General features: G+C 72.2%; 24 protein-coding genes. 16 read left to right on the top strand and 8 right to left on the bottom strand.

Annotated elements, in window-relative coordinates:
- Nucleotides 1–49: 49 nt before the first annotated feature.
- On the top strand, nucleotides 50–1051 hold the full coding sequence (locus OG417_RS19400) for an aldo/keto reductase family protein (protein ID WP_329257764.1): 1002 nt from the start codon (nucleotides 50–52) through the stop codon (nucleotides 1049–1051).
- A gap of 96 nt (nucleotides 1052–1147) precedes the next feature.
- On the opposite strand, the gene OG417_RS19395 is transcribed toward OG417_RS19400, so the two are convergent.
- Together OG417_RS19395 and OG417_RS19390 are read right to left on the bottom strand one after the other, a co-directional pair.
- Nucleotides 1148–1360, bottom strand: coding sequence for a hypothetical protein (locus tag OG417_RS19395; protein WP_329257762.1), 213 nt, complete (start codon nucleotides 1358–1360; stop codon nucleotides 1148–1150).
- Between the two features lie 32 nt (nucleotides 1361–1392).
- Nucleotides 1393–2382, bottom strand: coding sequence for a DsbA family protein (locus OG417_RS19390; RefSeq protein ID WP_329257760.1), 990 nt, complete (start codon nucleotides 2380–2382; stop codon nucleotides 1393–1395).
- Between the two features lie 282 nt (nucleotides 2383–2664).
- On the opposite strand from OG417_RS19390, the gene OG417_RS19385 reads away from it, so the two are divergent.
- From OG417_RS19385 to lipB, 12 genes are all read left to right on the top strand, one after another.
- Nucleotides 2665–3318, top strand: coding sequence for an SCO2322 family protein (locus OG417_RS19385; RefSeq protein ID WP_329257757.1), 654 nt, complete (start codon nucleotides 2665–2667; stop codon nucleotides 3316–3318).
- A gap of 28 nt (nucleotides 3319–3346) precedes the next feature.
- Nucleotides 3347–4378 (top strand): energy-coupling factor transporter transmembrane component T, encoded by a 1032-nt coding sequence (locus tag OG417_RS19380; RefSeq protein ID WP_329257753.1) that lies wholly within the window; start codon nucleotides 3347–3349, stop codon nucleotides 4376–4378.
- Nucleotides 4378–6003 carry an ABC transporter ATP-binding protein gene (locus tag OG417_RS19375; RefSeq protein WP_329257750.1) on the top strand — a complete coding sequence of 542 codons (1626 nt, stop codon included), beginning with the start codon at nucleotides 4378–4380 and terminating at the stop codon, nucleotides 6001–6003. Before OG417_RS19380 ends, OG417_RS19375 begins: the two co-directional genes overlap by 1 nt.
- A 64-nt stretch (nucleotides 6004–6067) precedes the next feature.
- On the top strand, nucleotides 6068–6877 hold the full coding sequence (locus tag OG417_RS19370) for an ECF transporter S component (RefSeq protein ID WP_329257747.1): 810 nt from the start codon (nucleotides 6068–6070) through the stop codon (nucleotides 6875–6877).
- A 108-nt stretch (nucleotides 6878–6985) separates the two neighbouring features.
- Nucleotides 6986–7939: a bifunctional adenosylcobinamide kinase/adenosylcobinamide-phosphate guanylyltransferase gene (locus OG417_RS19365; protein WP_329257744.1), complete on the top strand. Its 954-nt coding sequence runs from the start codon at nucleotides 6986–6988 to the stop codon at nucleotides 7937–7939.
- Between the two features lie 123 nt (nucleotides 7940–8062).
- The gene (locus OG417_RS19360) at nucleotides 8063–8842 is read left to right on the top strand and encodes an adenosylcobinamide-GDP ribazoletransferase (protein ID WP_329257742.1); all 780 of its coding nucleotides are present in this window, start codon (nucleotides 8063–8065) and stop codon (nucleotides 8840–8842) included.
- A gap of 170 nt (nucleotides 8843–9012) precedes the next feature.
- Complete coding sequence (locus OG417_RS19355; protein WP_329257739.1) at nucleotides 9013–10506, top strand: leucyl aminopeptidase; 1494 nt, start codon at nucleotides 9013–9015, stop codon at nucleotides 10504–10506.
- Between the two features lie 210 nt (nucleotides 10507–10716).
- On the top strand, nucleotides 10717–12090 hold the full coding sequence (lpdA, locus tag OG417_RS19350) for a dihydrolipoyl dehydrogenase (RefSeq protein WP_329257736.1): 1374 nt from the start codon (nucleotides 10717–10719) through the stop codon (nucleotides 12088–12090).
- A gap of 50 nt (nucleotides 12091–12140) precedes the next feature.
- A complete protein-coding gene (gene sucB, locus OG417_RS19345) occupies nucleotides 12141–13631 on the top strand; it encodes a 2-oxoglutarate dehydrogenase, E2 component, dihydrolipoamide succinyltransferase (protein WP_329257733.1) in 1491 nt (496 codons plus the stop codon).
- Between the two features lie 50 nt (nucleotides 13632–13681).
- Nucleotides 13682–14569 carry a TIGR01777 family oxidoreductase gene (locus OG417_RS19340; RefSeq protein WP_329257731.1) on the top strand — a complete coding sequence of 296 codons (888 nt, stop codon included), beginning with the start codon at nucleotides 13682–13684 and terminating at the stop codon, nucleotides 14567–14569.
- A gap of 128 nt (nucleotides 14570–14697) precedes the next feature.
- A complete protein-coding gene (locus OG417_RS19335) occupies nucleotides 14698–15435 on the top strand; it encodes a peptidase E (protein ID WP_329257728.1) in 738 nt (245 codons plus the stop codon).
- 67 nt (nucleotides 15436–15502) lie between these two features.
- Nucleotides 15503–16213 carry a lipoyl(octanoyl) transferase LipB gene (gene lipB / locus OG417_RS19330; protein WP_329257726.1) on the top strand — a complete coding sequence of 237 codons (711 nt, stop codon included), beginning with the start codon at nucleotides 15503–15505 and terminating at the stop codon, nucleotides 16211–16213.
- A 3-nt stretch (nucleotides 16214–16216) separates the two neighbouring features.
- On the opposite strand, the gene OG417_RS19325 is transcribed toward lipB, so the two are convergent.
- The 3 genes from OG417_RS19325 to OG417_RS19315 all read right to left on the bottom strand — a co-directional run bounded on the left by OG417_RS19325 (nucleotide 16217) and on the right by OG417_RS19315 (nucleotide 17646).
- The gene (locus tag OG417_RS19325; RefSeq protein ID WP_329257724.1) at nucleotides 16217–16609 is read right to left on the bottom strand and encodes a DUF1877 family protein; all 393 of its coding nucleotides are present in this window, start codon (nucleotides 16607–16609) and stop codon (nucleotides 16217–16219) included.
- Between the two features lie 405 nt (nucleotides 16610–17014).
- On the bottom strand, nucleotides 17015–17176 hold the full coding sequence (locus OG417_RS19320; RefSeq protein WP_442875704.1) for a zinc ribbon domain-containing protein: 162 nt from the start codon (nucleotides 17174–17176) through the stop codon (nucleotides 17015–17017).
- 125 nt (nucleotides 17177–17301) lie between these two features.
- The gene (locus OG417_RS19315) at nucleotides 17302–17646 is read right to left on the bottom strand and encodes a hypothetical protein (protein ID WP_329257721.1); all 345 of its coding nucleotides are present in this window, start codon (nucleotides 17644–17646) and stop codon (nucleotides 17302–17304) included.
- Between the two features lie 224 nt (nucleotides 17647–17870).
- On the opposite strand from OG417_RS19315, the gene OG417_RS19310 reads away from it, so the two are divergent.
- Complete coding sequence (locus tag OG417_RS19310) at nucleotides 17871–18275, top strand: PaaI family thioesterase (RefSeq protein WP_329257717.1); 405 nt, start codon at nucleotides 17871–17873, stop codon at nucleotides 18273–18275.
- A 9-nt stretch (nucleotides 18276–18284) separates the two neighbouring features.
- Here the strand turns inward: OG417_RS19310 and OG417_RS19305 are convergent, their stop codons facing one another.
- Both OG417_RS19305 and OG417_RS19300 read right to left on the bottom strand, forming a co-directional pair.
- Nucleotides 18285–19589, bottom strand: coding sequence for a C39 family peptidase (locus tag OG417_RS19305; RefSeq protein ID WP_329257714.1), 1305 nt, complete (start codon nucleotides 19587–19589; stop codon nucleotides 18285–18287).
- A 67-nt stretch (nucleotides 19590–19656) separates the two neighbouring features.
- Nucleotides 19657–20916: a C39 family peptidase gene (locus OG417_RS19300; protein WP_329257711.1), complete on the bottom strand. Its 1260-nt coding sequence runs from the start codon at nucleotides 20914–20916 to the stop codon at nucleotides 19657–19659.
- Between the two features lie 230 nt (nucleotides 20917–21146).
- Between OG417_RS19300 and OG417_RS19295 the strand changes: the two genes are divergently transcribed.
- Nucleotides 21147–21842 carry a DUF4191 domain-containing protein gene (locus OG417_RS19295; protein ID WP_329257708.1) on the top strand — a complete coding sequence of 232 codons (696 nt, stop codon included), beginning with the start codon at nucleotides 21147–21149 and terminating at the stop codon, nucleotides 21840–21842.
- Nucleotides 21843–21861: 19 nt separating this feature from the next.
- Here the strand turns inward: OG417_RS19295 and OG417_RS19290 are convergent, their stop codons facing one another.
- Complete coding sequence (locus tag OG417_RS19290; protein ID WP_329257705.1) at nucleotides 21862–22326, bottom strand: RDD family protein; 465 nt, start codon at nucleotides 22324–22326, stop codon at nucleotides 21862–21864.
- 135 nt (nucleotides 22327–22461) lie between these two features.
- On the opposite strand from OG417_RS19290, the gene glnA reads away from it, so the two are divergent.
- Nucleotides 22462–23886 carry a type I glutamate--ammonia ligase gene (gene glnA, locus OG417_RS19285; protein WP_329257702.1) on the top strand — a complete coding sequence of 475 codons (1425 nt, stop codon included), beginning with the start codon at nucleotides 22462–22464 and terminating at the stop codon, nucleotides 23884–23886.
- Nucleotides 23887–23909: the final 23 nt, after the last annotated feature.

Raw genomic sequence — 23909 nt, 5'->3', positions numbered from 1 at the left:
TCCCGGCCCGGCGGATGACGCTCGGGCGGCCGGGTTAGTGTTCCAGAACATGGAGTTTCGTCATCTCGGCCGCAGCGGCCTCATGGTCAGTGAACTCGCCTACGGAAACTGGATCACCCACGGTTCGCAGATCGAGGAGGAGGCCGCCGCCGCGTGCGTGAAGGCCGCCCTCGACGAGGGGATCACGACGTTCGACACCGCCGACGTCTACGCCGGCACGCGGGCCGAGGAGGTGCTCGGCCGCGCGCTCAGGGGACAGCGCCGCGAGTCGCTGGAGATCTTCACCAAGGTTTACTGGCCGACCGGTGACGGCCGGAACGACCGCGGCCTGTCGCGCAAGCACATCTTCGAGTCGATCCACGGCTCCCTGCGCCGCCTGGGGACCGACTACGTCGACCTGTACCAGGCGCACCGGTTCGACCACGAGACGCCGCTCGAGGAGACCCTGCGGGCCTTCGACGACCTCGTACGCCAGGGCAAGGTCCTCTACGTCGGCGTGTCGGAGTGGCGCGCCGAGGAGATCGCCCGCGCGCTGAAGATCGCCGACGAGATGGGCCTGGACCGGATCGTGTCCAACCAGCCGCAGTACAGCATGCTGTGGCGCGTCATCGAGTCCGAGGTCGTGCCGCTGTCCGAGCGCGAGGGCGTCGGGCAGGTCGTCTTCTCTCCGCTCGCCCAGGGCGTGCTGACCGGCAAGTACGTGCCCGGCCAGGCGCCGCCCGCGGGCTCCCGCGCGACCGACGCGGAGGGCGGCGCGTCCGTGATCAAGCGCGTCCTGCGCGAGGAGGTCCTGACGCGGGTGCAGCGGCTGCGGCCGATCGCCGAGGAGGCGGGCCTGTCGATGGCCCAGCTCGCGGTGGCCTGGGTGCTGCAGAACCCCAACGTCTCCTCCGCCATCATCGGCGCGAGCCGGCCCGAGCAGGTACGCGACAACGTGCGCGCGGCCGGCGTACGGCTGGACCCCGCGCTGCTCAAGCGCATCGACGAGGTCCTGGAGCCGGTCATCGAGCGTGACCCGGCCAGGACGGTCAGCCCGCCGCGCCGTCCGTGACCCCGGCCGCGCCGGCGTGACCTCGGTCATGCCGGCGGGCGCGTGATCGCCGCGACGGGGCGCCGAGCCCGTCGCGGCCCGTCACGGGCCGCGGCGTCAGCCCTCCGGCGGGTGCAGGCTCATCGGGCCGTAGACGACCCGTCCGTCCTCCAGCAGGCTGACCTGGTCGACACCGGACTCCACCAGGCCCCGCCAGTTCTCCCCGACCCACGACTCGGCGTCGGCCTGGGTGCTCCATGTCTCCTCGCCGAGGCCGGGTGCGTCGATCGGTGACCCGTCCGCCTTCTCGTACCGCCAGCTCCAGGGCATGACTCTCCTGTTACCTCCGCGCACGTGCTCCCTCATCCGGCCGCGACGACCGCATTCCGCAGACCTTCGGCGGTCATCGTCTCATCCGTGGCCAAGGCCTCGCCGTTCACCTTCACCGTCGGCGTGCCGGAAATGCCGCCGGAGATCGCCGCCTGGCTCGTCCGCCGCACCTCCGCGGCGTACCGCAGGGTCCGTACGCAGGAGGCGAAGCCCGAACCGGTCTCACCGGCCGTCTTCCCGAACGACAGCAGGTCCGCGACGCTGAAGCCCTGGCTCCCCTCTTCCGGCTGGTGGAGGAACAGCTGGTCCTGGTAGGCCAGCCAGCGGTCCCCGTCGGTGACGCAGTGCGCGGCCGCGGCGGCCCGCGTGGAGTTGCCCGACAGGGGCTCGCTGCTGAAGATCACGATGGGGTGGTAGACGACCTTGGCGCGGCCCTCCCCCGCGAGGTTCTTCAGGGTCGCGTCGTTGATCCGGTGGAACTCCTTGCAGACCGGGCACTGGAAGTCCTCATAGACGTCCACGACCGTGCGCACCGCGCCCGCCTTGACCATGGTCACGGTGCCGTCGCCCGCGGTCGTGACGGTCACGTCCGGCACGGCGGCGACCGGCTCGGGGCGGTCGCCGTCGCGCCGCAGCAGGATCGCCGTGACGGTCACGCACACCGCCAGGACGACGAACCCGGCGACGAGACCGACGACGAGGCCACGGCGACGCCGGACCGGCGGCGGCCCGTACGGCGGCGGAGCACCGTAGGGCGGGCCGTACGGCGGGCCATAGGGCGGTGCGCCGCCGGGAGGCGGCGGCCCGTACGCGGGCGGCGGCCATGCCCCGGGAGGCGGTCCGGCGCCCGGCGGCGGGAACGGCCCGTACCCCGGGCCGTACGGCACGTCGTCCCGCGGCTCGCGGTCTCCGGGAGGCGGTCCGGCGTCCGGCGGCGGGAACGGCCCGTGGCCGGGGCCGTACGGCAGGTCGTCCCGCGGCTCGCGGTCCCCGGGGGGCGGGCCGCTCGGGGGGTGGCTCACGGTTCGCCAGATTACCGGTGTGGGCCGTTTTGACGAGGTCTCGGCGTCCGTGGTCAACTCATCGGCAGCAGCACACCGCGCCGACGTGGGGAAAGCCGGTCCGAATCCGGCGCTGACCCGCAACCGTGTGCCGTGCGGGCCCCCCGCCCGCGCGGCGAGCCGGACGCTCGCGTCGGCGCGAGCGGCTCCGAGAATCCGTCGTGGTCTGCGGGTGGGAGTCCGGGCGCGTGCGGCTCGTGGTGCGCCCGTCCCCGCCGGCACCACACCCATCGAAAGGCGCCCATGCTCACGGCTCGTTTCCGCGTCATCGCGGCCCCAGGGTCCATCCTGGCACTCGTCCTCTGGGTCGTCTGGGCGCTCGCCGCCCCCGCGTCGGCGGACGCCACCGCGTTCTGGGGCTACTGGCAGGCCGACGGCTCCAAGTGGGCGTTCGCCCAGACCGGCCCGGCGTCCACCCACCCCAAGGACGGCACCGTCGAGGGCTGGCGGTTCGCCAAGTCGAGCGGGGAGTCCGGCACGCCGCCGCGCGACGCCCCCGACTTCGCCAAGATCTGCGGCTCCACCCCGAAACAGGCGGGCGCCAAGCGGGTGGCCGTCGTGATCGACTACGGCGAGGCCGCCGACGCGCCGGCCGGCGCCACCCCGCCCGCCGCCAAGACCTCCTGCGCGTCGGTGCCGCAGAACGCCACCGGCTCCGACGTCCTGGCGAAGGTGGCACGGCCACAATCGGACAAGTCCGGCCTCGTCTGCGCCATCGACGCCTTCGGCACCTGCGCCGCCGCCGCGCCCTCGTCCTCGTCCTCGCCGAGCGCGACGGCCGCGCCGGCCAAGAAGAAGAGCGCCGGATCCACCGCGGTGTCGATCATCATCGGCGTGCTCCTCGTGCTCGCCGCGGGCGGCAGCATGATGGCGGTGCGTCGCCGCGCCAAGCTGTGAGCGGCCGGACCGGCGGGCGGAGCCGCCGGTGAGGGCCTCCCGGCCGCTGCACCCCGGCGCCTGGTGGCTGTGGGCCCTCGGCCTGGCCGCCGCCGCCACGCGCACGTCCAGCCCCCTGCTCCTGCTCCTGGTCGTGGCCGCCACCGGGCTGGTCGTCGCCGTCCGGCGCACCGGTGACTCGTGGGCGGGCTCATACTCGATGTTCCTCCGCATCGGGGCGGTGGTCCTGGTCGTACGCGTCGTCTTCTGGGTGGTGTTCGCCGTGCCCGCGCCGGGCCCGGCCCTGTTCACGCTGCCGTCGGTGACGCTCCCGGACTGGATGGCCGGCACCCGGCTCGGCGGCCCGGTGACCGCGGACGGCCTGCGGGCCGGCCTGTACGACGGGCTGCGCCTCGCGGCCGTCCTCGTCTGCCTGGGCGCGGCGAACGCCCTGGCGAGTCCGAGCCGGATGCTGAAGACCGTCCCCGGCGCCCTGTACGAGATGGGCGTCGCGGTCGTCGTCGCGATGACGTTCGCGCCGCAGGCGGTGACGCACGTCCGACGCGTACGGGCGGCGCACCGGCTGCGCGGACGCCCCGACCGCGGGCTGCGGGCCGTGCGCGGGCTGGTCATGCCGGTGGTCGAGGGGGCGCTGGAGCGGTCGGTGGAGCTCGCGGCGGCGATGGACTCCCGCGGGTACGGCCGTACCGCGGCGGTCTCGCCCGCGCGCCGGCGCGCCACGGCGGGGCTGACGCTCGCCGGGCTGCCGGCCGTGTGCGCCGGCCTGTACGGCCTGCTGGGCGCGGACACGCCGGCCGCGCTCGGCACACCGATGCTGCTGCTGGGCCTGGCCGCGGCAACGGCCGGCCTGTGGCTGGGCGGCCGCCGCTCGCCGCGCACCCGCTACCGCCCCGACCCGTGGAGGTGGCCGGAGTGGGCCGTGTCGGCCTGCGGCCTGGCGTCCGCCGCCGCGACGGCGGGCGGCGCGCGCACGACGGGCACGCCGGTGCTCCCGGCCGCCGCCCTCGTGCTGGCCGTGGCCGTGGCGCTGCTGTCGCCGCCCGGACGGCGGGAGGCCTGATGATCCGCTTCGAACGGGTGGGCTTCCGGTACGCCGAGGAGGCCGCCCCGGTGCTGTCCGGCGTCGACCTGGAGGTCGACGAGGGCGAGCTGTGCCTGGTCGTGGGCCGTACCGGCTCGGGCAAGTCGACGCTGCTGCGCGCCGTCAACGGGCTGGTCCCGCACTTCACCGGCGGGATCCTGTCCGGCCGGGTCACCGTGGCCGGCCGCGACACCCGCGACCACCCGCCGCGCGACCTCGCCGACGTCGTCGGGTACGTCGGCCAGGACCCGCGCGCCGGGTTCGTCACCGACGTGGTCGAGGAGGAACTGGCGTACGGGATGGAGTCGCTCGGCCTGGCGCCATCGGTGATGCGGCGCCGCGTCGAGGAGACGCTCGACCTCCTCGGTCTGGAGGCGGTGCGCGACCGCCCGCTGGCGACGCTGTCCGGCGGCCAGGCGCAACGCGTCGCGATCGGGTCGGTGCTGACGGCGCATCCGCGGGTGCTCGTGCTGGACGAGCCCACCTCCGCGCTCGATCCGGTCGGCGCCGAGGACGTGCTGGCCATCCTCCAGCGGCTCGTGCACGACCTGGCGCTCACCGTCGTGCTGGCCGAACACCGGCTCGAACGCGTCGTCCACCTCGCCGACACCGTCGTCGTGCTGGCGGGCGACGGCGGCCCCGCGGCGTACGGCCCGGCGGCGCTGGTCATGGGCGACGCGCCGGTGGCCCCGCCGGTCGTGCGGCTCGGGCGGGCCGCGGGCTGGTCACCGCTGCCGCTGTCGGTCCGCGACGCCCGCCGGGCCGCCGCGCCGCTGCGCGCCCGCCTGGCACGGGAGGGCGGGATGGCGGAAGACGCCGCGCCCGCCGCCCGCCCGGACGGCGCGGCCGTGGCCACCGTACGAGGGCTGCGGATCCGGTACGGGCCGGTGGCCGCGCTGCGCGGCGTGGACCTCACCGTCGCGCGTGGCGAGGTCGTCGCCCTCATGGGGCGCAACGGCGCGGGCAAGTCCTCGCTGCTGTCGTCGCTGGTCGGCCTCGTACGGCCGGAGGCGGGCCGCGTCGAGGTGCTCGGCGCCGCGCCGCACGAGCTGCGGGCCCGGGCGATGGTGCGGCGCGCGGGACTCGTCCCCCAGGACCCGGCCGACCTGCTGTACGCCGAGACGGTCGCGGCCGAGTGCCGTGCCGCCGACCGCGACATGGCCGCGGCGGAGGGCACCTGCCGGACGCTGTTCGGCCGCCTCGCACCCGGGGTCGCCGACGACGTCCATCCGCGCGATCTGTCCGAGGGCGGGCGGCTGTGCCTCGCCCTGGCCGTCATCCTCACCGGACGGCCGCCGCTCATCCTGCTCGACGAGCCCACCCGCGGCCTCGACTACGCGGCCAAGACGCGGCTGGTGGAGATCCTGCGGGAGCTGGCCGCCGACGGCCACGCGATCGTGCTCGCCACCCACGACGTCGAACTCGCCGCGGAGGTGGCCGGCCGCGTCGTCGTGGTCGCCGACGGAGAGGTGGTCTCCGACGGCCCCACCGAGGAGGTCCTGGTCTCCTCCCCCGCGTTCGCGCCGCAGATGAGCAAGATCTTCGCGCCGCTGCCGCTGCTGACCGTCGCCCAGGCCACCGCGGCGCTCCTGGATAGGTCATGACCGAGCGGAGCGAGGGGATCGACGGCACGACCCCGTGGTCACGCCCTCCGGCGAAGGAGGTCCCATGAGCGGAGCCGGCGGGTACGTGGCCGCGGTACGGCTGCGGCCGCGGTCGGCGATCGCGGTCGGGCTGGTGTCGCTGGCGGGCCTGGTGGCGTTCGGCTGGCCGCTCGTCGTGGCCCCGCACGCGGGCCTCACCCAGGCCGGGCCCGCGTCGTGGGTGTTCGTGCTCCTGCTCCCCCTGCTGCTGCTCGTCGCGCTCGCGGAGATCTCCGAGGGCGGTGTGGACGCCAAGGCGGTCGCCCTCCTCGGTGTGCTCGCCGCGATCGGGGCGGCGCTGCGGCCGCTCGGCACGGGGGTCGCCGGGTTCGAGCCGATGTTCTTCGTGCTGGTGCACGGCGGCCGGGTGCTCGGCCGCGGCTTCGGCTACCTGCTCGGGTCGGTGACGATGCTCGCGAGCGCGCTGCTCACCGCCGGGGTGGGCCCGTGGCTGCCGTTCCAGATGCTCGGCGCGGCGTGGGTGGGGTTCTTCGCGGGCTGCCTGCCGCGCCTCGGCGGCCGGGCCGAGATCGCGATGCTCACGGGCTATGGCGCGGTGGCCGCGTTCCTCTATGGTTCGTTGCAGGACCTGGCGTTGTGGCCGTTCGCGACGGGAGTGTCGACGTCGATCGCTTACGTACCCGGTGCGGCGCTGACCGCGAACCTCGGCCGGTTCGTGGCTTTCGACCTGGCCACGTCGATGGGGTTCGACGTGCCGCGCGCGATCACGACCGCGGTGCTGGTCGCGGTGACCGGCCGCCCGGTGCTGCTGGCCCTGCGCCGTGCCGCCCGCCGCGCCGCGTTCGAGGCTCCCGTGGACTTCCGGCGCCCGTGACCGAGCGGAACGAGGGACGCCAAGACACGGCCCGCACGGTCACTCACCCGGCGGAGGACGGCTCGTGACCGCCCGGGTGCGGGTGCGCCGGCGGAAGGCGGGGCGGCCGTGGACGGACTAGAACTCCGCCTGCTCGGCATCGCGGGACCGGCCGGCTGGCCGGAACCCGGCTGCCGGTGCGCTTCCTGCACGCGCATGCGCGCCGCGCACCGCAGGTTCGAGCCGACGCGCGTCCTGCTCGACGGGGTGCCGCTCGATCAGTGCCGGCGCGAGGAGATCCCGGGCGGGTTCGAGATCCGTACGCCGCGCGGCCACCGGGTGCTGTTCGCCTCCCGGCCGGGCGCCCGGCCACGGCCGCCCGCCCCCGGCCCGTACGACGCCGTCCTGCTGGACCTGGCCGGTGACCCCGCGCACCTGGGGTGGCTGCGCCACATCGGCGCGGTGACCTCCGCGACGCGCGTCGAGGCCGTCCAGGTCGACCACCGGATCGCGTCGCCGGCCGAGCTCGAACGCCGCCTGGAGCGGTGGCGGCGTCCGTTCACCGCGCCGTGGCGGACCCTCATCCTCGGCGGCGCCCGCTCGGGCAAGTCGGAGGAGGCCGAGAAACGGGTGCTGGCCGACGCGGACGTGACCTATGTGGCCACGGGGGTCATGCACCCCGACGACCCCGACTGGCGTGCCCGCATCGCCGCGCACCGCGCGCGGCGGCCCGGCTGGTGGGAGACCACCGAGACGATCGACGTGGCGGGCCTGCTCCGTACGGCGTCCGGCACCCTCCTCATCGACGGCATGGGCACGTGGCTGACCGCGATGTTCGACGCCCTCGGCGCGTGGGAGTACCCGCGCGCCGTCCAGCCGCGCGTGGACGAGCTGGTCACGGCCTGGCGGTCCACGGAGGCCCACGTCGTGGCGGTCAGCGACGAGGTCGGGCTGTCGGTCGTCCCCGAGACCCCGGTCGGCCGGGCCTTCCGCGACCTGCTCGGCCGGCTCAACCAGCGGCTGGCCGCCGAGTCCGAGGAGACCGCCCTCGTCGTCGCCGGCCGTGTCCTGGACCTGCCATGAGCGAGCGAAGCGAGCGAATCAAGAAACACGCGCGCCTGGTCACTCCTCCGACGAAGGAGGGCCCATGAGCGGGCGAATCAAGAAACACGCGCGCCTGGTCACTCCCCCGGCGAAGGAGCACTCGTGAGCGCCCGCTCCGCCCCGGCCGTGAACGACGGGCTGCGGCTGGCCGTCTCTCTGCTCACGGTCGTGCCGGTCCGCGCCGGGCGGGTGGACCGGGAGACCGCCCGGTGGGCGATGACGCTGGCGCCCGTCGCCGGCCTTCTCGTCGGCGCGGTGGCCGCGGCGGTGCTCCTCGTCTCCGGATGGCTGGGCTTCGGCTCGCTTCTCGCCGCGGCGCTCGCGGTCGGCGCGACGGCCGCGCTGACCCGCGGCCTGCACCTGGACGGCCTCGCCGATCTCGCCGACGGCCTGGGCAGCGGCCGGCCCGCCGACGACGCGCTGGCGATCATGAAGAAGTCCGACATCGGGCCGTTCGGCGTCGTCACCCTCGTGCTGACGCTCGCCGTGCAGGTCGCCGCGATCGCCGAGGCCCCGGTGGCCGCGGTCGTCGTGGCCGGGATGACCGGGCGGCTCGCGGTCACGTGGGCCTGCCGCACCCGCGTCCGCGCCGCGCGGCCGGAGGGGCTCGGCGCGCTCGTCGCGGGCACCGTACGGCCCCGCGACGCGGTCGCGGCCGTGCTGGTCACCGCGATCGCGGGCGCCCTCGCGGCACTGACCGGACCGGACGGCGGCGCGTCCGACGCGCTGCGCGGTGCCCTCGCGGTCCTGGCCGGACTGACGGCGTCGGCGGCGCTGCTCCGGCACGCCGTGCGGCGGCTGGGCGGCGTGACCGGCGACGTGCTGGGCGCGCTGGTCGAGACGGCGGCGACGGCGGCGCTGCTGGTGATGTCGGTCCACTGAGGAACACCAGGCGGAGGATCGTTAGCGTCGCTTACTTTCAGCAGTGCTTACGAAACGCCCGGTGAGTGGCCGATCACGGACACCGGCGCGGGCAAAGCGCCAGGCAGCGGCGCGAACCTTGTTGATCGAATTGACGAAACCAGTCAGTAGTGCGACTAGCATCTGGCCACGTGACGAACCTCAAGCTTGCCAATCCCGAAATCGCAACCCTTGACGTCGACGCGATCGTGATCGGCGTTGTCAGTAACGAGCCCGACATAGATCTCGCCGCCGGCGCCGAGACTGTCGATCGGGCGTTCGACGGCGGTCTCACCGCCGTCCTGGCCGGCCTGGGTGTGACCGGGAAGCAGGGAGAGATCACCAAGCTCCCGACGTTCGGCAAGCTGTCCGCGCCGGTCATCGTCGCCGTCGGCCTGGGCAAGGAGCGCGACGCCTCCGCCGACGGCGGTGAGGCCCTGCGCCGCGCCGCCGGGGCCGCGCTGCGCTCGCTGGCCGGGTCCGCGTCGGTCGCGCTCGCGCTGCCCGCCGCCACCGCCGAGGACGTCACCGCCGTCGCCACCGGCGCGCTGCTGGGCAACTACGCCTACCTCAACTACCGCACCGGCGACGGCCACAAGAAGCCGGTCGGCGAGGTGACCGTGGTCGGCACCGCGGACGCCGGAGACGCGATCCACCGCGCCGAGATCGTCGCCGAGTCCGTCACGCTGGTACGCGACCTGGTCAACACGCCGCCGTCGGACCTGAGCCCGGAGATCTTCGCCGAGACCGCCGAGCAGGTGGCCGCCGCGACCGGCCTGTCCATCCAGGTCCTCGACGAGAAGGCGCTGGTCGAGGGCGGGTACGGCGGCATCGTCGGCGTGGGCCAGGGATCGGTCAACCCGCCGCGGCTCGTCCGTCTCGCCTACCGGCACCCCGAGGCCGCCCACACCGTCGCGTTCGTCGGCAAGGGCATCACCTTCGACTCCGGCGGCCTGTCGCTCAAGCCCGCCGACTCCATGGACTGGATGAAGTCCGACATGGGCGGCGCCGCCGCCGTCCTGGGCGCCCTCAAGGCGGTCGCCCGGCTGGCGCCGAAGGTCAACGTCGTCGGCTACCTCTCCCTCGCCGAGAACATGCCGAGCGGCACCGCGCAGCGCCCCTCCGACGTGATCACCATCTACGGCGGAAAGACCGTCGAGGTGCTCAACACCGACGCCGAGGGCCGCCTCGTCATGGCCGACGCGATCGTGCGTTCCGGCGAGGACGACCCCGACCTGATCGTCGACGTGGCCACGCTCACCGGCGCGCAGCTCGTCGCGCTCGGCGCCCGCACCGCCGGCGTGATGGCCAACGACGACGCGGTGCGCGACCGGGTGGTCGCCGCGGCGGGACGCGCCGGCGAGGCCGCCTGGCCGATGCCGCTGCCCGACGAGCTGCGCAAGGGCCTCGAGTCCTCCGTCGCCGACATCGCCAACGTCAGCGGCGAGCGCTGGGGCGGCATGCTGACCGCCGGCGTGTTCCTCCGTGAGTTCGTGCCGGAGGGCGTGCGGTGGGCCCACCTCGACATCGCCGGACCGGCGTTCCACCGGGGCGAGCCGTACGGCTACACCCCCAAGGGCGGCACCGGCGCGGCCGTGCGCACCCTCCTGCAGATCACCGAGGACGTCGCCGCCGAAGGGCTCTGAGGTGTGCTCCCAGGCCCCGTCCACGGCGTTCCGCGCCCGGCCGGGCGGCGGGCCTGGGAACCACCGCGCCGTGACGCGATCCGGCGCGTTCGCACCGGCGTGAGCGGGAGCCATGTCACCGGGCACCGGCCACAAGTGGAAAGATGCTTCCCGGGGAAGAACCATCGCGCCCACGCCCGGCGCGCGAGTGAGCATCGTTAGGAGCGTCCCGTGTCGAATAGCACCTACGACATCGTCGTCCTAGGTGGTGGCAGCGGCGGCTATGCGTGCGCGTTGCGCGCGGTGGAGCTGGGCAAGAGCGTCCTGCTCATCGAGAAGGACAAGCTGGGCGGCACGTGCCTCAACCGCGGCTGCATCCCGACCAAGGCGCTGCTGCACGCCGCCGAGGTCGCCGACCAGACACGTGAGGCCGCCTCCTTCGGCGTCAAGGCCCGTTTCGACGGCATCGACCTGCCGGGCGTGCACGCCTACAAGGACAAGGTCGTCAGCACCACCGTCAAGGGCCTCACCGGCCTGATCAAGTCCAAGGGCATCACGATCGTCGAGGGCGAGGGCCGGCTCGTGTCGCCCACGCAGGTCCGCGTCGGCGACACGACGTACGAGGGCGGCCACATCGTCCTGGCCACCGGCTCGGTGCCCAGGTCGCTGCCCGGCCTGGAGATCGACGGCGAGCGGGTCATCTCCAGCGACCACGCGCTCACCCTCGACCGGATCCCGCAGTCGGTCGTGGTCCTCGGCGGCGGCGTGATCGGCGTGGAGTTCGCGAGCGTCTGGCGTTCCTTCGGCGCCGAGGTGACCATCGTCGAGGCGCTGCCGCACCTGCTCCCGCTGGAGGAGGAGTCCAGCTCCAAGCGGCTCGAGCGGGCGTTCCGCAAGCGCGGCATCAAGTTCGAGCTCGGCGTGCGCTACGAGAGCGTCAAGCACACCGACTCCGGAGTGATCGTCACGCTCGAGGGCGGCAAGACCCTCGACGCCGAGATCCTGCTCGTCGCCGTCGGCCGGGGCCCGGTCTCCGACGGCCTGGGCCTGGAGGAGGTCGGCGTCGAGGTCGAGCGCGGCTTCGTGAAGGTCGACGAATACTGCCGCACCAACGTCGAGACGATCTCCGCGGTCGGCGACCTGATCCCGACGCTCCAGCTGGCGCACGTCGGCTTCGCCGAGGGCATCCTCGTCGCCGAGCGGCTCGGCGGCCTGGACCCCGCGCCGATCGACTACGACGGCGTACCCCGCATCACCTACTCCGAGCCCGAGGTCGCCTCGGTGGGCATCACCACCAAGACGGCCGAGGAGCGCGGCATCGAGACGACTTCCTTCACCTACGACCTGGCCGGCAACCCGCGGAGCAAGATCCTCGGCACTCAGGGCGAGGTGAAGGTCATCGCGGAGAAGGACGGCCCGGTCCTGGGGATCCACATGGTCGGCAGCCGTGTGGGCGAGCTCATCACCGAGGGCCAGCTGATCTACAACTGGGAGGCCCTGCCGTCCGAGGTCGCCCAGCTGATCCATCCGCATCCCACCCAGTCCGAGGCGGTCGGCGAGGCTCATCTCGCCATCGCCGGCAAGCCACTGCACGTCCACGGCTGATCACCGCCCGAACCAGCACGAACCAGCACCAAGAGGAGTCGCTGAGAACCATGTCGGTCTCCGTAACCATGCCCCAGCTCGGCGAGAGCGTGACCGAGGGCACTGTCACCCGCTGGCTCAAGAAGGAAGGTGAGCACGTCGAGGCCGATGAGCCGCTCCTCGAAGTGTCGACCGACAAGGTCGACACCGAGATCCCCTCGCCGGCCGCGGGCGTCCTGAGCAGCATCACCGTCGCCGAAGACGAGACCGTTGAGGTCGGCGCCGAGCTGGCGATCATCGCGCAGGAGGGCGAGGCCGCCGCGGACACGGGCGGTCAGGCCCAGCCGCAGCAGCAGGAGGAGGCGCCGCAGGCCGAGCCGCAGCAGGCACAGGCCGAGCCGGAGCCCGCCCCCGCCCCCGCGCCGGCGCCCGAGCCGGAGCGCCCCGCCGCGCAGCAGCAGCCCCAGCAGCCGCAGCAGGCCCCGTCCTGGCCGCCGCCGGCGCAGCAGCAGCCGGCCCCGCAGCCCCAGCAGCAGGCCGAGCCCGCGGGCGCGCCGTCGGGCGACAGCCCGTACGTCACGCCGCTGGTCCGCAAGCTGGCGGCCGAGCACGACGTCGACCTGGCCTCGATCAAGGGCACGGGCGTCGGCGGCCGCATCCGCAAGCAGGACGTCCTGGAGGCCGCGCGGGCCAAGCAGGCGCCCCCGCCGCAGCCCGCGGCGCCGGCGCAGCAGGCCCCCGCCCCGCAGGCCCCGGCTCCCGCCCCGGCCCAGGCTCCGGCCGCCCGGCCCGCGGTGCAGGCGCCCGCGCCGTCCCAGCCGTCGGCGGCGGCCGCGCGGCTGCGCGGCACGACCGAGAAGATGTCGCGGACGCGGCAGTCGATCGCCCGGCACATGGTCGAGTCGCTCCAGGTGTCGGCGCAGCTCACCACGGTCGTCGAGGCCGACGTCACCAAGATCGCGCGGCTGCGCGAGCAGGCCAAGGACGACTTCCAGGCGCGTGAGGGCGTCAAGCTCAGCTTCCTGCCCTTCTTCGCCCTGGCGGCGGTCGAGGCGCTGAAGGTCCACCCGAAGCTGAACGCCGTCATCAACTCCGAGACCAACGAGGTCACCTACCACGACGTCGAGAACCTCGGCATCGCGGTGGACGCCGAGAAGGGCCTCATGGTGCCGGTGATCCACAACGCCGGTCAGCTCAACCTGGGCGGCCTGGCGCAGCGGATCGCCGACCTCGCCGAGCGCACCCGCACCAACAAGGTGAGCCCGGACGAGGTGACCGGCGGCACCTTCACGCTCACCAACACCGGCAGCCGCGGCGCGCTGTTCGACACGCCGATCCTCAACCAGCCGCAGGTGGGCATGCTCGGCACCGGCACGGTCGTCAAGCGGCCCGCGGTGATCGATGACCCGCAGCTCGGCGAGGTCATCGCCGTGCGCTCGATCGTCTACCTCGCGCTGACCTACGACCACCGGCTGGTGGACGGCGCCGACGCCGCGCGGTTCCTCGCGACCGTCAAGCACCGGCTCGAGGAGGGCAATTTCGAGTCAGAGCTGGGCATCTAGCCCGCCCCGGGCGGTACTCCTACGGCCCGGCGCTCACTAGGGTGGCGGTCGTGCAGATCGCCATCACCGGTTCCACGGGACTCATCGGTAAGGCCCTCGTCCGCGCACTGCGCGACGAGGGCCTTACCGTCATCCGGCTCGTACGCCGGCCGGCCGCCGCCGAGGACGAGATCCGGTGGGACCCGTTCGGCGGGGTCGACTCCGGCGCGCTGGAAGGCGTGGACGCCGTCGTCCATCTGGCCGGGGCCGGCATCGGCGACCACCGCTGGACCGAGACGTACAAGCGCGAGGTCCGCGACAGCCGTGTCGAGGGCACCCGCACGCTCGCCCGTGCCCTGGCGCGGCTCTCCCGCCGCCCCGCGGTGTTCGTGTCCGGCTCGGCGGTGGGCTTCTACGGCGACACCGGCGACGACGCGGTCGACGAGTCGGCCCCGGGCGGAACGGGGTTCCTCGCCGAGCTGTGCCGCGACTGGGAGGCGGCGGCGCAGCCGGCGGTCGACGCCGGCATCCGGGTCGTGCACCCGCGCACCGGTCTCGTGCTGTCGCGGCGGGGCGGGCTGTTCGGCAAGATGCTGCCCCTGTTCCGGCTGGGGCTCGGCGGGCGGCTCGGCTCCGGACGGCAGTGGATGAGCTGGATCACCCTCGACGATCAGGTCGCCGCGCTGCGCTTTCTGATCCACGACGGCCTGCAGGGGCCGGTCAACCTCACCGCGCCCGAGCCGGTGACCAACGCCGCCTTCACCGCGGCGATCGGGCGCGCCCTGCGCCGCCCGGCGCCGTTCATCGTGCCCGCGCCCGCACTGCGGCTGGCGCTCGGCGAGGTCGCCGACGAGGGCGCGCTCATCAGCCAGCGGGCGCTGCCCGGCCGCCTGACCAAGGCCGGGTTCGCCTTCCGCCACCCCGACATCGACACCGCCATGGCCGCTCTCTTGTCCTGAACGGCCGCCCACGAACTCGCAAGGAACCCGTCACTCTCCTGCGCGCAGCCGCCCGGCCGCGTACGGTGACTGATGCGTGAGTACGCAGGGGAGCACCTCTGGAACCCAGTGAGGGGCGGGAGCGAGCAGTGAGCACAGACGGGAAACCGCACATCCTCGCGATCGGCGGTGGCAGTTTCATTCCGACCGACAGGTATGGCCTGTCGCCGAGTCCGCTGCTGCGCTACGCGCTCGACCTCACCGGCCACGACCGTCCGCGCGTCTGCTTCGTGCCGACCGCGCTCGGCGACGGAGCGGAGCACATCGCCCGCTTCTACGCGGCGTTCGCCCAGCTCGACGCCGAGGTCAGCCATCTGTCGCTGTTCCCCATGCCCAATCACGAGGATCCCGCGGCGCACTTGCTCGCCCAGGACCTCGTGTACGTCTCCGGCGGCAGCGTGGCCAACCTGCTGGCCCTGTGGCGCCTGCACGGCCTCGAGGACGCGTTCGCCGAGGCGTGGCGGTCCGGGGTCGTCCTGTGCGGGCAGAGCGCGGGCGCGCTGTGCTGGCACGTCGGCGGCAACACCGACTCCTTCGGGCCGCGCCTGCGCCCGCTCACCAACGGCCTCGGCCTGCTCCCCTACTCCTGCGGCGTCCACTACGACAGCGACCCGCAGCGCCGTCCGCTGCTGCACCGGCTCATCGCCGACGGCACGCTGCCGTCGGGGTACGCCGCCGACGAGGCGGTGGCCCTGCACTACGTCGGCATCGAGTTCGTGCAGGCCGTGAGCTATGTCGACGGGCGCGGCGCGTACGACATCGAGCCGGACGGGGCGGGAGGGGTCAAGGAGACCCACATCGAGCCTCGCCTGCTGGCCTCGCTGTGAGGGACGTACGCTCTTGTACGTGAGCGAGACTGCGATACAGCCATCCACCGACCTTCCACCGGCCCCCGTGTCAACCGGCGACCTGGTGTTCGTCCACGCCGGGTTCGGCGAGCACGCGGTGCCCTACGAGCAGGCGTGGGAGCTGCAGCGGCGGCTGCACGAGCGCCGGGTCGCGGATGAGATCCCCGATGTCTGCCTGCTGCTGGAGCACCCGCCGGTCTACACCGCCGGCAAGCGCACCGAGCCGCTGGACCGCCCGATCGGCGACCCCGGCGCGCCGGTGATCGACGTCGACCGCGGCGGAAAGATCACCTGGCACGGGCCCGGACAGCTGGTCGGCTACCCGATCGTCCGGCTCAAGGAGCCGGTCGACGTGGTCGCCTACGTCCGCACGATCGAGGAGGCCCTGATCCGGGCGTGCGCCGACCTCGGCCTGGCGACCAAGCGCGTCGAGGGCCGCAGCGGCGTGTGGGTGCCCGGCGTGCCCGACCGCAAGGTCGGCGCGATCGGCATCCGCGTCTCCCGCGGCGTGACGATGCACGGGTTCGAGATCAACTGCGACGCGGACCTGTCGTGGTTCGACCGGATCGTGCCGTGCGGCATCCGCGACGCGGGCGTGACGTCACTGTCGCAGGAGCTCGACCGCGAGGTCTCGGTGGCCGAGACCCTGGCGCTCACCGAGCAGCGGCTGGCCGAGGCGCTCGGCGCCGCGAACACCGCGCACCGCGACCTCGGCGCGATGCTGGGCGGTGACCTGCCGGGTCAGCCCGTCGCCTAGCGGTCAGCCCATCGCCTTGTAGATCGCCTGGCCCTCGTCGGCGGCGGCCTTGAAGAAGCCCACGAGGTTCTCGTACGCGGTGCGCAGGTCGCGGTCGCGTACGGCCTCGACGGGCTTGCCGATCCAGTCGTCGGCGCCCTGGACGCCCAGCTTGGCCATCTGCTTCGGGTCGTACCGGCCGGCGATCTGCCGGAAGTCGGTCGCCGCGAGGTGGTCGGCGGCCGGCTTCACCCGCTGCGGCGCCAGGTAGATGACGTCCACACCGAACTCGTCGGCACCGTCCTCGGTGAGCAGGCGACCACCGCAGACGACATCGGCGGCGGGGTGCGGCCCCTCCCACGGATCTCCCGTGATCAGGTAATGGAGGCCCTGCCACGTGCCGGCGATGGGAAGCACGGAGTGGTTGTTCCGCCAGCCCTTGTTTCCGAAAACCGACCTGGCGACGGCGCCCGGATCGCCTCCGCCCTCGGCTTCCGGAAGCCTGAGGTACGTCATGGCAACTCGCAAGCCCGACCTCCCATTATGCGCAGTTGTGCACGCGACATCCCAGTTACCTTAGAGAGATCGACAGCTACGTATGGTGAGAACGCGGCAAAAGCCCGGTCTCAACTTTCCGCCAGCGTCGCTCACCGCCCGGCGCACCGGAAAGTGGGCGCCGAAGGGGCTGCCGTCTCAGGATCCCGCTAACCTTCCACCATGTCCGGCGCTTGCGCAAAGTCAACTTGACCCGGTCCTGAACGACCGGGTTTGGAGGTAGCGCCCGGCCGGCTGTTGGGTGGGCTCCTCCGTCCAGACACACCCTTATGGGGTGGCAGGGACGCGTGACTCACGCCCCGCGGTCCACGCAGCCTCGCCTTTGCGGGCGATGTTGCGGGAGGCGTTGCGGTCTGCGTGGGCAACGACCCCGCAGTTCCGGCAGGTGAAAAGCGAACACCCCGTCACGCCGGACCGGGTCCGATTCACCCCGCCGGTGCTCCTGCAGCGTCTTGAACGCACCCGTAGAGCACGCGAACCGGACGTTCTTCACCCGGCCCTCGACGGTCCACACCGACACGGTGGCGGCGTCGTACTGCCACGACAAGCACCGGTCATCGTAGGGCTGCGCGGCCACGGAACACGATCGGCTTGGCCTCCGCCTTGACGCGGCGACGAGAGCCCGGCTTGCCGAGATTCCCCGCGCGGGTGTTCGCCTTCAACGTGGTGTAGGCGTCGCGGACCTTCTTGATGACGTGCTGGGCGGCCTGTGCGCCCAGGCCCCGGGACTTCAGCTCGGCATAGGTGTGCTTGCGCAGCTCGTACACGTGCGGCACACCGTGGTCGAACGCTACGGCCGATACCCAGTTCGCCGCATCGTTGACGGCGTGCGGGGTCCGCTCAAGCGCCAGCGCCTGTCCGGCATCTGGCATGAGTTCGACCTGCACCACGATCTTCACAGAAGGTAACGGTAGTGTTCTTCTGCGTTACACGAGGTGGGATTACCCGATAACCACGCCGGTCACAGCGTCGCACCCCTGCGCACCCATTTGGTCTCCCGCGCCCAAGCACCGGTCCAGGCGGCGCTAGCGCGCCGCACTCGAGGGAAGCGATTACTCCCGGCTCTGAAGGAAGGACCGGGGTTCCTCGCTAGATCACGCTGAACGGTGGGGATGATGGGCCCATGACGCTGAGCGCCGCCGACGGCAACGCCATCCTCGATGAGAACTTCTCCCCCTGGGTGCGGGATCTCGGCCTCGTGGTCGAGGAGACCGGTGACCTGATGGCCGTGCTGCGCCTGCCGTGGTCCTCGCGGCTGGCGCGGCAGGGCGGGGCCATGTGCGGCCAGGCGCTCATGGCCGCGGCCGACACCGCCACCGTGATCGCGGTCTCCGCGGCGCGCGGGGAGTTCGTCCCGATGACGACCGTTCAGCAGTCGACCACGTTCCAGCGTCCCGTCGTGGACACCGATGTCCTCGTCACGGCGACGCTCACCAAGCTCGGCCGTACGCTGGCGTTCGCCGAGGTCGCCATGACCGCGGGCGGGAACACCGCCGCGCACGCGACCACGGTCTACGCGCTCCTCTGAGGAGAGACGTCACCAGTTCGGGTCGGCGCCGGGGACGTTCGGCGGGAGCGCGTGCCCCGGCGGGTACATGATGTAGGCGATGCCGCCGCTGGAGGAGCTGCGCTGCCAGACGTTCTCGAAGTCGGCGCGCGGGTAGACGTGCCGGACATCCGCGTCCGAGGGCGATGCCGGGTCGTTGACGATCGGGTCGCCGCTCTGGGTGAAGCCGACGACCACGAACAGGTGCCCGTTCGTGCTGTAGCCGGCGCCGGGCAGCTCGGACGCCTTGAACGACTGCGAGGTCACCACCGGGATGCCCGCCTTGATGAACTGCTCCAGCTCCGTCACCGACCGCAGCCGCGTGATGAAGCCGTTCAGCCCGAACCGACCGGCGTACGCGGGGTTGAACGGCCAGTTGCCCGTCCCCTGGTAGTTGTAGTCGTAGGTGTTGCGCGCGGCGTAGTCGACCTGCGGGTCGGCGTACGACGGGTCCACCCAGGCCATGTCCTGCTGCGAGGGTCCCCTGTTCCAGTAGGCCACGACCATGGACGTCGACGTCGGGCTGCACCACGCCTCGCCGCCGCCGTTGTACTCCGGGTACTGGCCGTTGTGGATCTCCTGGGAGTAGGCGGGCACGTTCAGCTCGATGCCCTCCGCGCCGCCGAGCGGGCTTACCGGAACGGTCTTGCGGTCGGGCACCAGGGAGGCCATCGCGCCCACCGAGCGCAGCACGGGCCGCGTCTCGGTGCCCGGCAGCCGGTACAGCGTCACCCGGAGCTGGTAGGAGGTCAGCGAGCCCGTGGCGACGAACGTGTCGATGTCGACGCCGCCGTCGGCGTCGCCCTGGCCCGGCACGGAGGTCCGGTGGATGTCGCCGCCCTCCCCCGGGTCGTCGGCCGCCCAGCGGCCCATGACGTACCACTTGGTGTCCGCGCCCGCCCCCGTGTGGCCGCGCATCTCGACCTGCAGCCAGCTCCCGTGCGGGGTGTCGGCGGTCCACGACGCCACGAGCTGGGTCGCGCCGAATCCGACCGACACGGTGGGCGACGTCCAGCGGGCGTAGTCCCATGTCCTGGTTCCGCCGCCGTACGGGTCGGCGTAGCTCGCCGTGCCCGCCGGGGCGGCGAAGGCGATGCCGCCGGTGCCGGACGGCCCCACGCCCTCCGAGACCCCCGCCGAGAAGCCGGCGTCCGAACTCCACTCGTGATAGACGACGCTCGACGGCGCCGCGGCCTTCGCCGCCTCCGCGCCGGGCGTACCGGCCCCCGCCATGGCCATCAGGCCGGCGCAGGCCAGCAGGAGGATCGTCGAGACGCGGACACGCGAGCGCACCATGGGCTGCTCCAGGGGGAGGGCCCCCGGTGCGCCGTGACCGCGGTCACGGCGCACCGGGTGACGGGGTTCACCAGTTCTTCTCCATGCCGGGGACGTTCTTGGGAAGCCGGTGACCCGGCGGGTACATGATGTAGGCGATGCCGCCGCTGGAGGAGCTGCGCAGCCAGACGTTCTCGAAGTTGGCGCGCGGGTAGACGTTGCGGACGACGGCGTCGGAGGACGAGGCCGGGTCGTTGATGATCGGGTCACCCTTCTTGGTGAACCCGACGACGACGAACAGGTGGCCGTTGGTGCTGTAGTTGGAGCCGGGCAGCTCGTCGGCCTTGAACGACTGCGAGGTCACCACCGGGATGCCCGCCTTGATGAACTGCTCCAGCTCCGTCACCGACCGCAGCCGCGTGATGAAGCCGTTCAGCCCGAACCGACCGGCGTACGCGGGGTTGAACGGCCAGTTGCCGGTGCCCTCGTAGTTGTAGTCGTAGGTGTGGCGCGCGGCGTAGTCGACCTGCGGGTCGGCGTACGACGGGTCCACCCACGCCATGTCCTTCTTGGAGGGGCCGCGCTTCCAGTAGGACACGACCATCGAGGTGGACGTGGGGCTGCACCAGGCCTCGCCGCCGCCGTCGTACTCGGGGTACTGGCCCTTGTGGATGTTCTGGGAGTACGCCGGGACCTTCAGCTCGATGCCCTCGGCGCCGCCGAGCGGGCTGACCGGCACGGTCGTGCGCTGGGCGACCTGCGAGGCCATCGCGCCGACCGAGCGCAGTACCGGCCGCACGTGCTTGCCGGGCGCGCGGTACAGGGTCACCCTCAGCTGGTAGGAGGTGAGGGAGTTCTTGGCGATGAAGGTGTCGATGTCGACGTTGCCGTTGGCGTCGGCCTGCCCGGGCACCGTCGTCCGGTTGATGTCGCCGCCTTCCTTGGGGTCGTCGGAGGCCCAGCGGCCCATGACGTACCACTTGGTGTCCGCGCCCGCGCCGGTGTGGCCGCGCATCTCGACCTGCAGCCACGTCCCGTGCGGTGTGTCGGCGGTCCAGGACGCCACGAGCTGGGTCGCGCCGAATCCGACCGACACCTTCGGTGAGGTCCAGCGGGCGTAGTTCCAGGTCTTGGTGCCGGCGCCGTACGGGTCGGCGTAGCTCGCCGAGCCGACCGTGTGGGCGATCGTGAGCGCGCCGGCGCCCGACGGCCGTACGCCCTCGGACGAGCCCTTGGCGAAGTCGTGGACCGACGTCCACTGGTGGTAGGCGACGCGCGAGCGTGCGGGGGCGTCGGCGGCCCCCGCGTGCGGCGCCGCGGCCACGGTGGTGGTCGTGAGACCGACCATTACGACAAGAGAGATCTTCCGTGCCGAAGCACGGGCACGCGACCACACCATGGCGACTCCAACGACGGCGACGATCTGAGCCCCGATCTGAACCCGGACGGTAAGACCGCGCCGACGGCGTGTCAACGCTTTACGAGCACAAGCGTTGCATGGAAATTTGTTTACCCTCGCGTCCCATAACGGCGGCGTCGCTTTCGACTGCGGGCGCGAACCCTCGTATCCTTCCCTCCATGGCAAAGAAGTCCCAGGACGGACAGGACGAAAGCCCCGGCCGCCTCAAGCAGATCCGCATGGTCGCCTCACTGGTCCACCAGGCCAATCGCAAGGCCCTGCCGACGGTGGTCTTGGCGGCGATCGGGACTCTCGTGGTGTTCGTGGTCCTCGGGCTGGTCCTGGGCCAGGCGCTGCTGCTGATCCCGCTCGGCGTGCTGGCCGCCCTCGCGGTCGGCATGATCGTCTTCGGCCAGCTGGCGCAGCGTACACAGTACGCCATGCTCGAGGGCAGGCCCGGCGCCGCCGCGTCGATCGTGGAGAACATGCGGGGCCGCTGGGTCGTGACGCCCGCCGTGCAGGCGAACCGCAACATGGACGTCGTGCACCGCGTGGTCGGCCACCCGGGCGTGATCCTGCTCGCCGAGGGCCCCGGCTCGCGCGTCGGCAAGCTCATCGGAGCGGAGAAGAAGCGCATCTCCCGCGCCGCCTCGGAGATCCCGATCTATGACATCCAGGTCGGCAACGACGAGGGCCAGGTGCCGATCGGCAAGCTCCAGCGCCACCTCACCAAGCTGCCGCGCAACCTCAAGAAGGACGAGGTCAGTGAGCTGACCGACCGCCTCAACGCGCTGCCGCAGTCGATGCAGATGCCCAAGGGCCCGATCCCCAAGGGCGCGCGCATGCCGAAGGGCCCCAAGCCCCGCACGCGCTGAGCCGCGCCGCGGGCCTGTCTCAGCGGACGACGACCACCGTGTTGGCCGCACGGTCGTGCAGGCCACGGTGGTCGCGGTCCCACAGCACCGCGGGGATCAGGAGCACGAGCAGCACGGCGCGCTCGAAGGCCCACAGGAGCCCGACGCCGCCGCCGTTCGGCACGGCCACCCGCAGCCCGGCGAGCCGCTTGCCCACGGTGGTGCCGAAGAGGCCGATGAGCAGCCACGACAGCACACCGAAGATCGCGAGTGTGACGAAGCTGCGCGCGCCCGGGCTCCAGTGCAGGGCGGCCGACAGGATCTGCGCCACCAGGAGTGCCAGGAGCCAGTCGACGATCAGGGCCACGAGCCGGCGGCCGTACCCGGCCACCGAGCCGGGTCCCTGCTGCGGCAGGCCCATGCGCTCTCCCGGGTAGCCGAGGTCGGCGCCCGCCGCGCGGGCGCCCGAGAGCCAGGTTCCGGCCGAACGCCGAGGTTCGCTCATGGCCTCAAAGCTATCCGCCGCCAATGATCATCCGGCGCCGGGGGCCATGTAACACATGCGAAACACATGGGACACGGCCTGGAAACGGCCGGCGCATAGCGTGATAGCGCCGTGAAAGCACCCCTAGGAGGTTGGATGTTCAGCAGTGCCAGCGAGGTCCTGAAATACATCAAGGACGAAGGGGTGCGGTTCGTCGATGTCAGGTTCACCGACCTGCCGGGCACGACGCAGCACTTCACGTTCCCGGTGGAGAACTTCGGTGAGGGCGTCTTCACCGACGGTCTGATGTTCGACGGGTCCTCCATCCGTGGTTTCCAGGAGATCCACGAGTCGGACATGCTGTTGCTGCCGGACCCCTCGACGGCTGTCATCGACCCGTTCCGCCAGCACAAGACCCTGAACCTCACGTTCTTCGTGCACGACCCGCTGACCGGCGAGGCGTACACCCGTGACCCCCGCAACATCGCCCGCAAGGCCGAGGACTACCTGCGTGGCACGGGCATCGCGGACACGGTGTTCTTCGGGCCCGAGGCGGAGTTCTACATCTTCGACGACGTGCGGTTCGAGACGAGCGAGCACGAGTCGTATTACCACATCGACTCGGTCGAGGGCGCCTGGAACACCGGCCGCAAGGAGGAGGGCGGCAACCTCGGCTACAAGCCGCGCTTCAAGGGCGGTTACTTCCCGGTTCCGCCGATGGACCACTTCACCGACCTGCGCTCGGAGATGGTCCGGCAGCTGATGGAGTCCGGGATCGCCGTCGAGATGCAGCACCACGAGGTGGGCACGGCCGGCCAGGCCGAGATCGACTTCAGGTTCGACACGCTGCTGAAGACCGCCGACAACCTGATGCTCTACAAGTACATCGTCAAGAGCGTCGCGCGGCAGGCGGGCAAGACGGTCACGTTCATGCCGAAGCCGATCTTCGGTGACAACGGCTCCGGCATGCACTGCCACCAGTCGCTGTGGAAGGACGGCTCGCCGCTCTTCTACGACGAGGTCGGCTATGCCGGGCTGTCGGACCTGGCCCGCTACTACATCGGCGGCCTGCTCAAGCACGCCTCCTCGCTGCTGGCCTTCACCAACCCGACGGTGAACTCCTACCACCGCCTGGTGCCGGGCTATGAGGCCCCGGTCAACCTGGTGTACTCCCAGCGCAACCGCTCGGCCTGCGTCCGCATCCCGATCACCGGCTCGAACCCCAAGGCCAAGCGCCTGGAGTTCCGCGTTCCGGACCCGTCCTGCAACCCGTACCTCGCCTTCCCGGCGATGCTCATGGCGGGCCTCGACGGCATCAAGAACAAGATCGAGCCGCCGGAGCCGATGGACAAGGACCTGTACGAGCTTCCGCCGGAGGAGGCCCGCAGCGTCCCGCAGGTGCCGGGCTCGCTGGAGGCGGTCCTGAACGCTCTCGAGGCCGACCACGACTACCTGCTCGAGGGCGGCGTGTTCACGCCGGACCTGATCGAGACGTGGATCTCCTACAAGCGCGAGAACGAGCTGGACCCGATCCGTCTGCGCCCGCACCCGCACGAGTTCGAGATGTACTACGACTGCTGATCCGAAAGGCCGCCGAGGCCTTC

The organism is Actinoallomurus sp. NBC_01490 (assembly GCF_036227085.1).
Classification (GTDB): Bacteria; Actinomycetota; Actinomycetes; order Streptosporangiales; family Streptosporangiaceae; genus Actinoallomurus; species Actinoallomurus oryzae.
The sequence above is the reverse complement of the archived record's forward strand: the minus strand, read 5'-3'. Positions and strand labels throughout refer to the sequence as shown.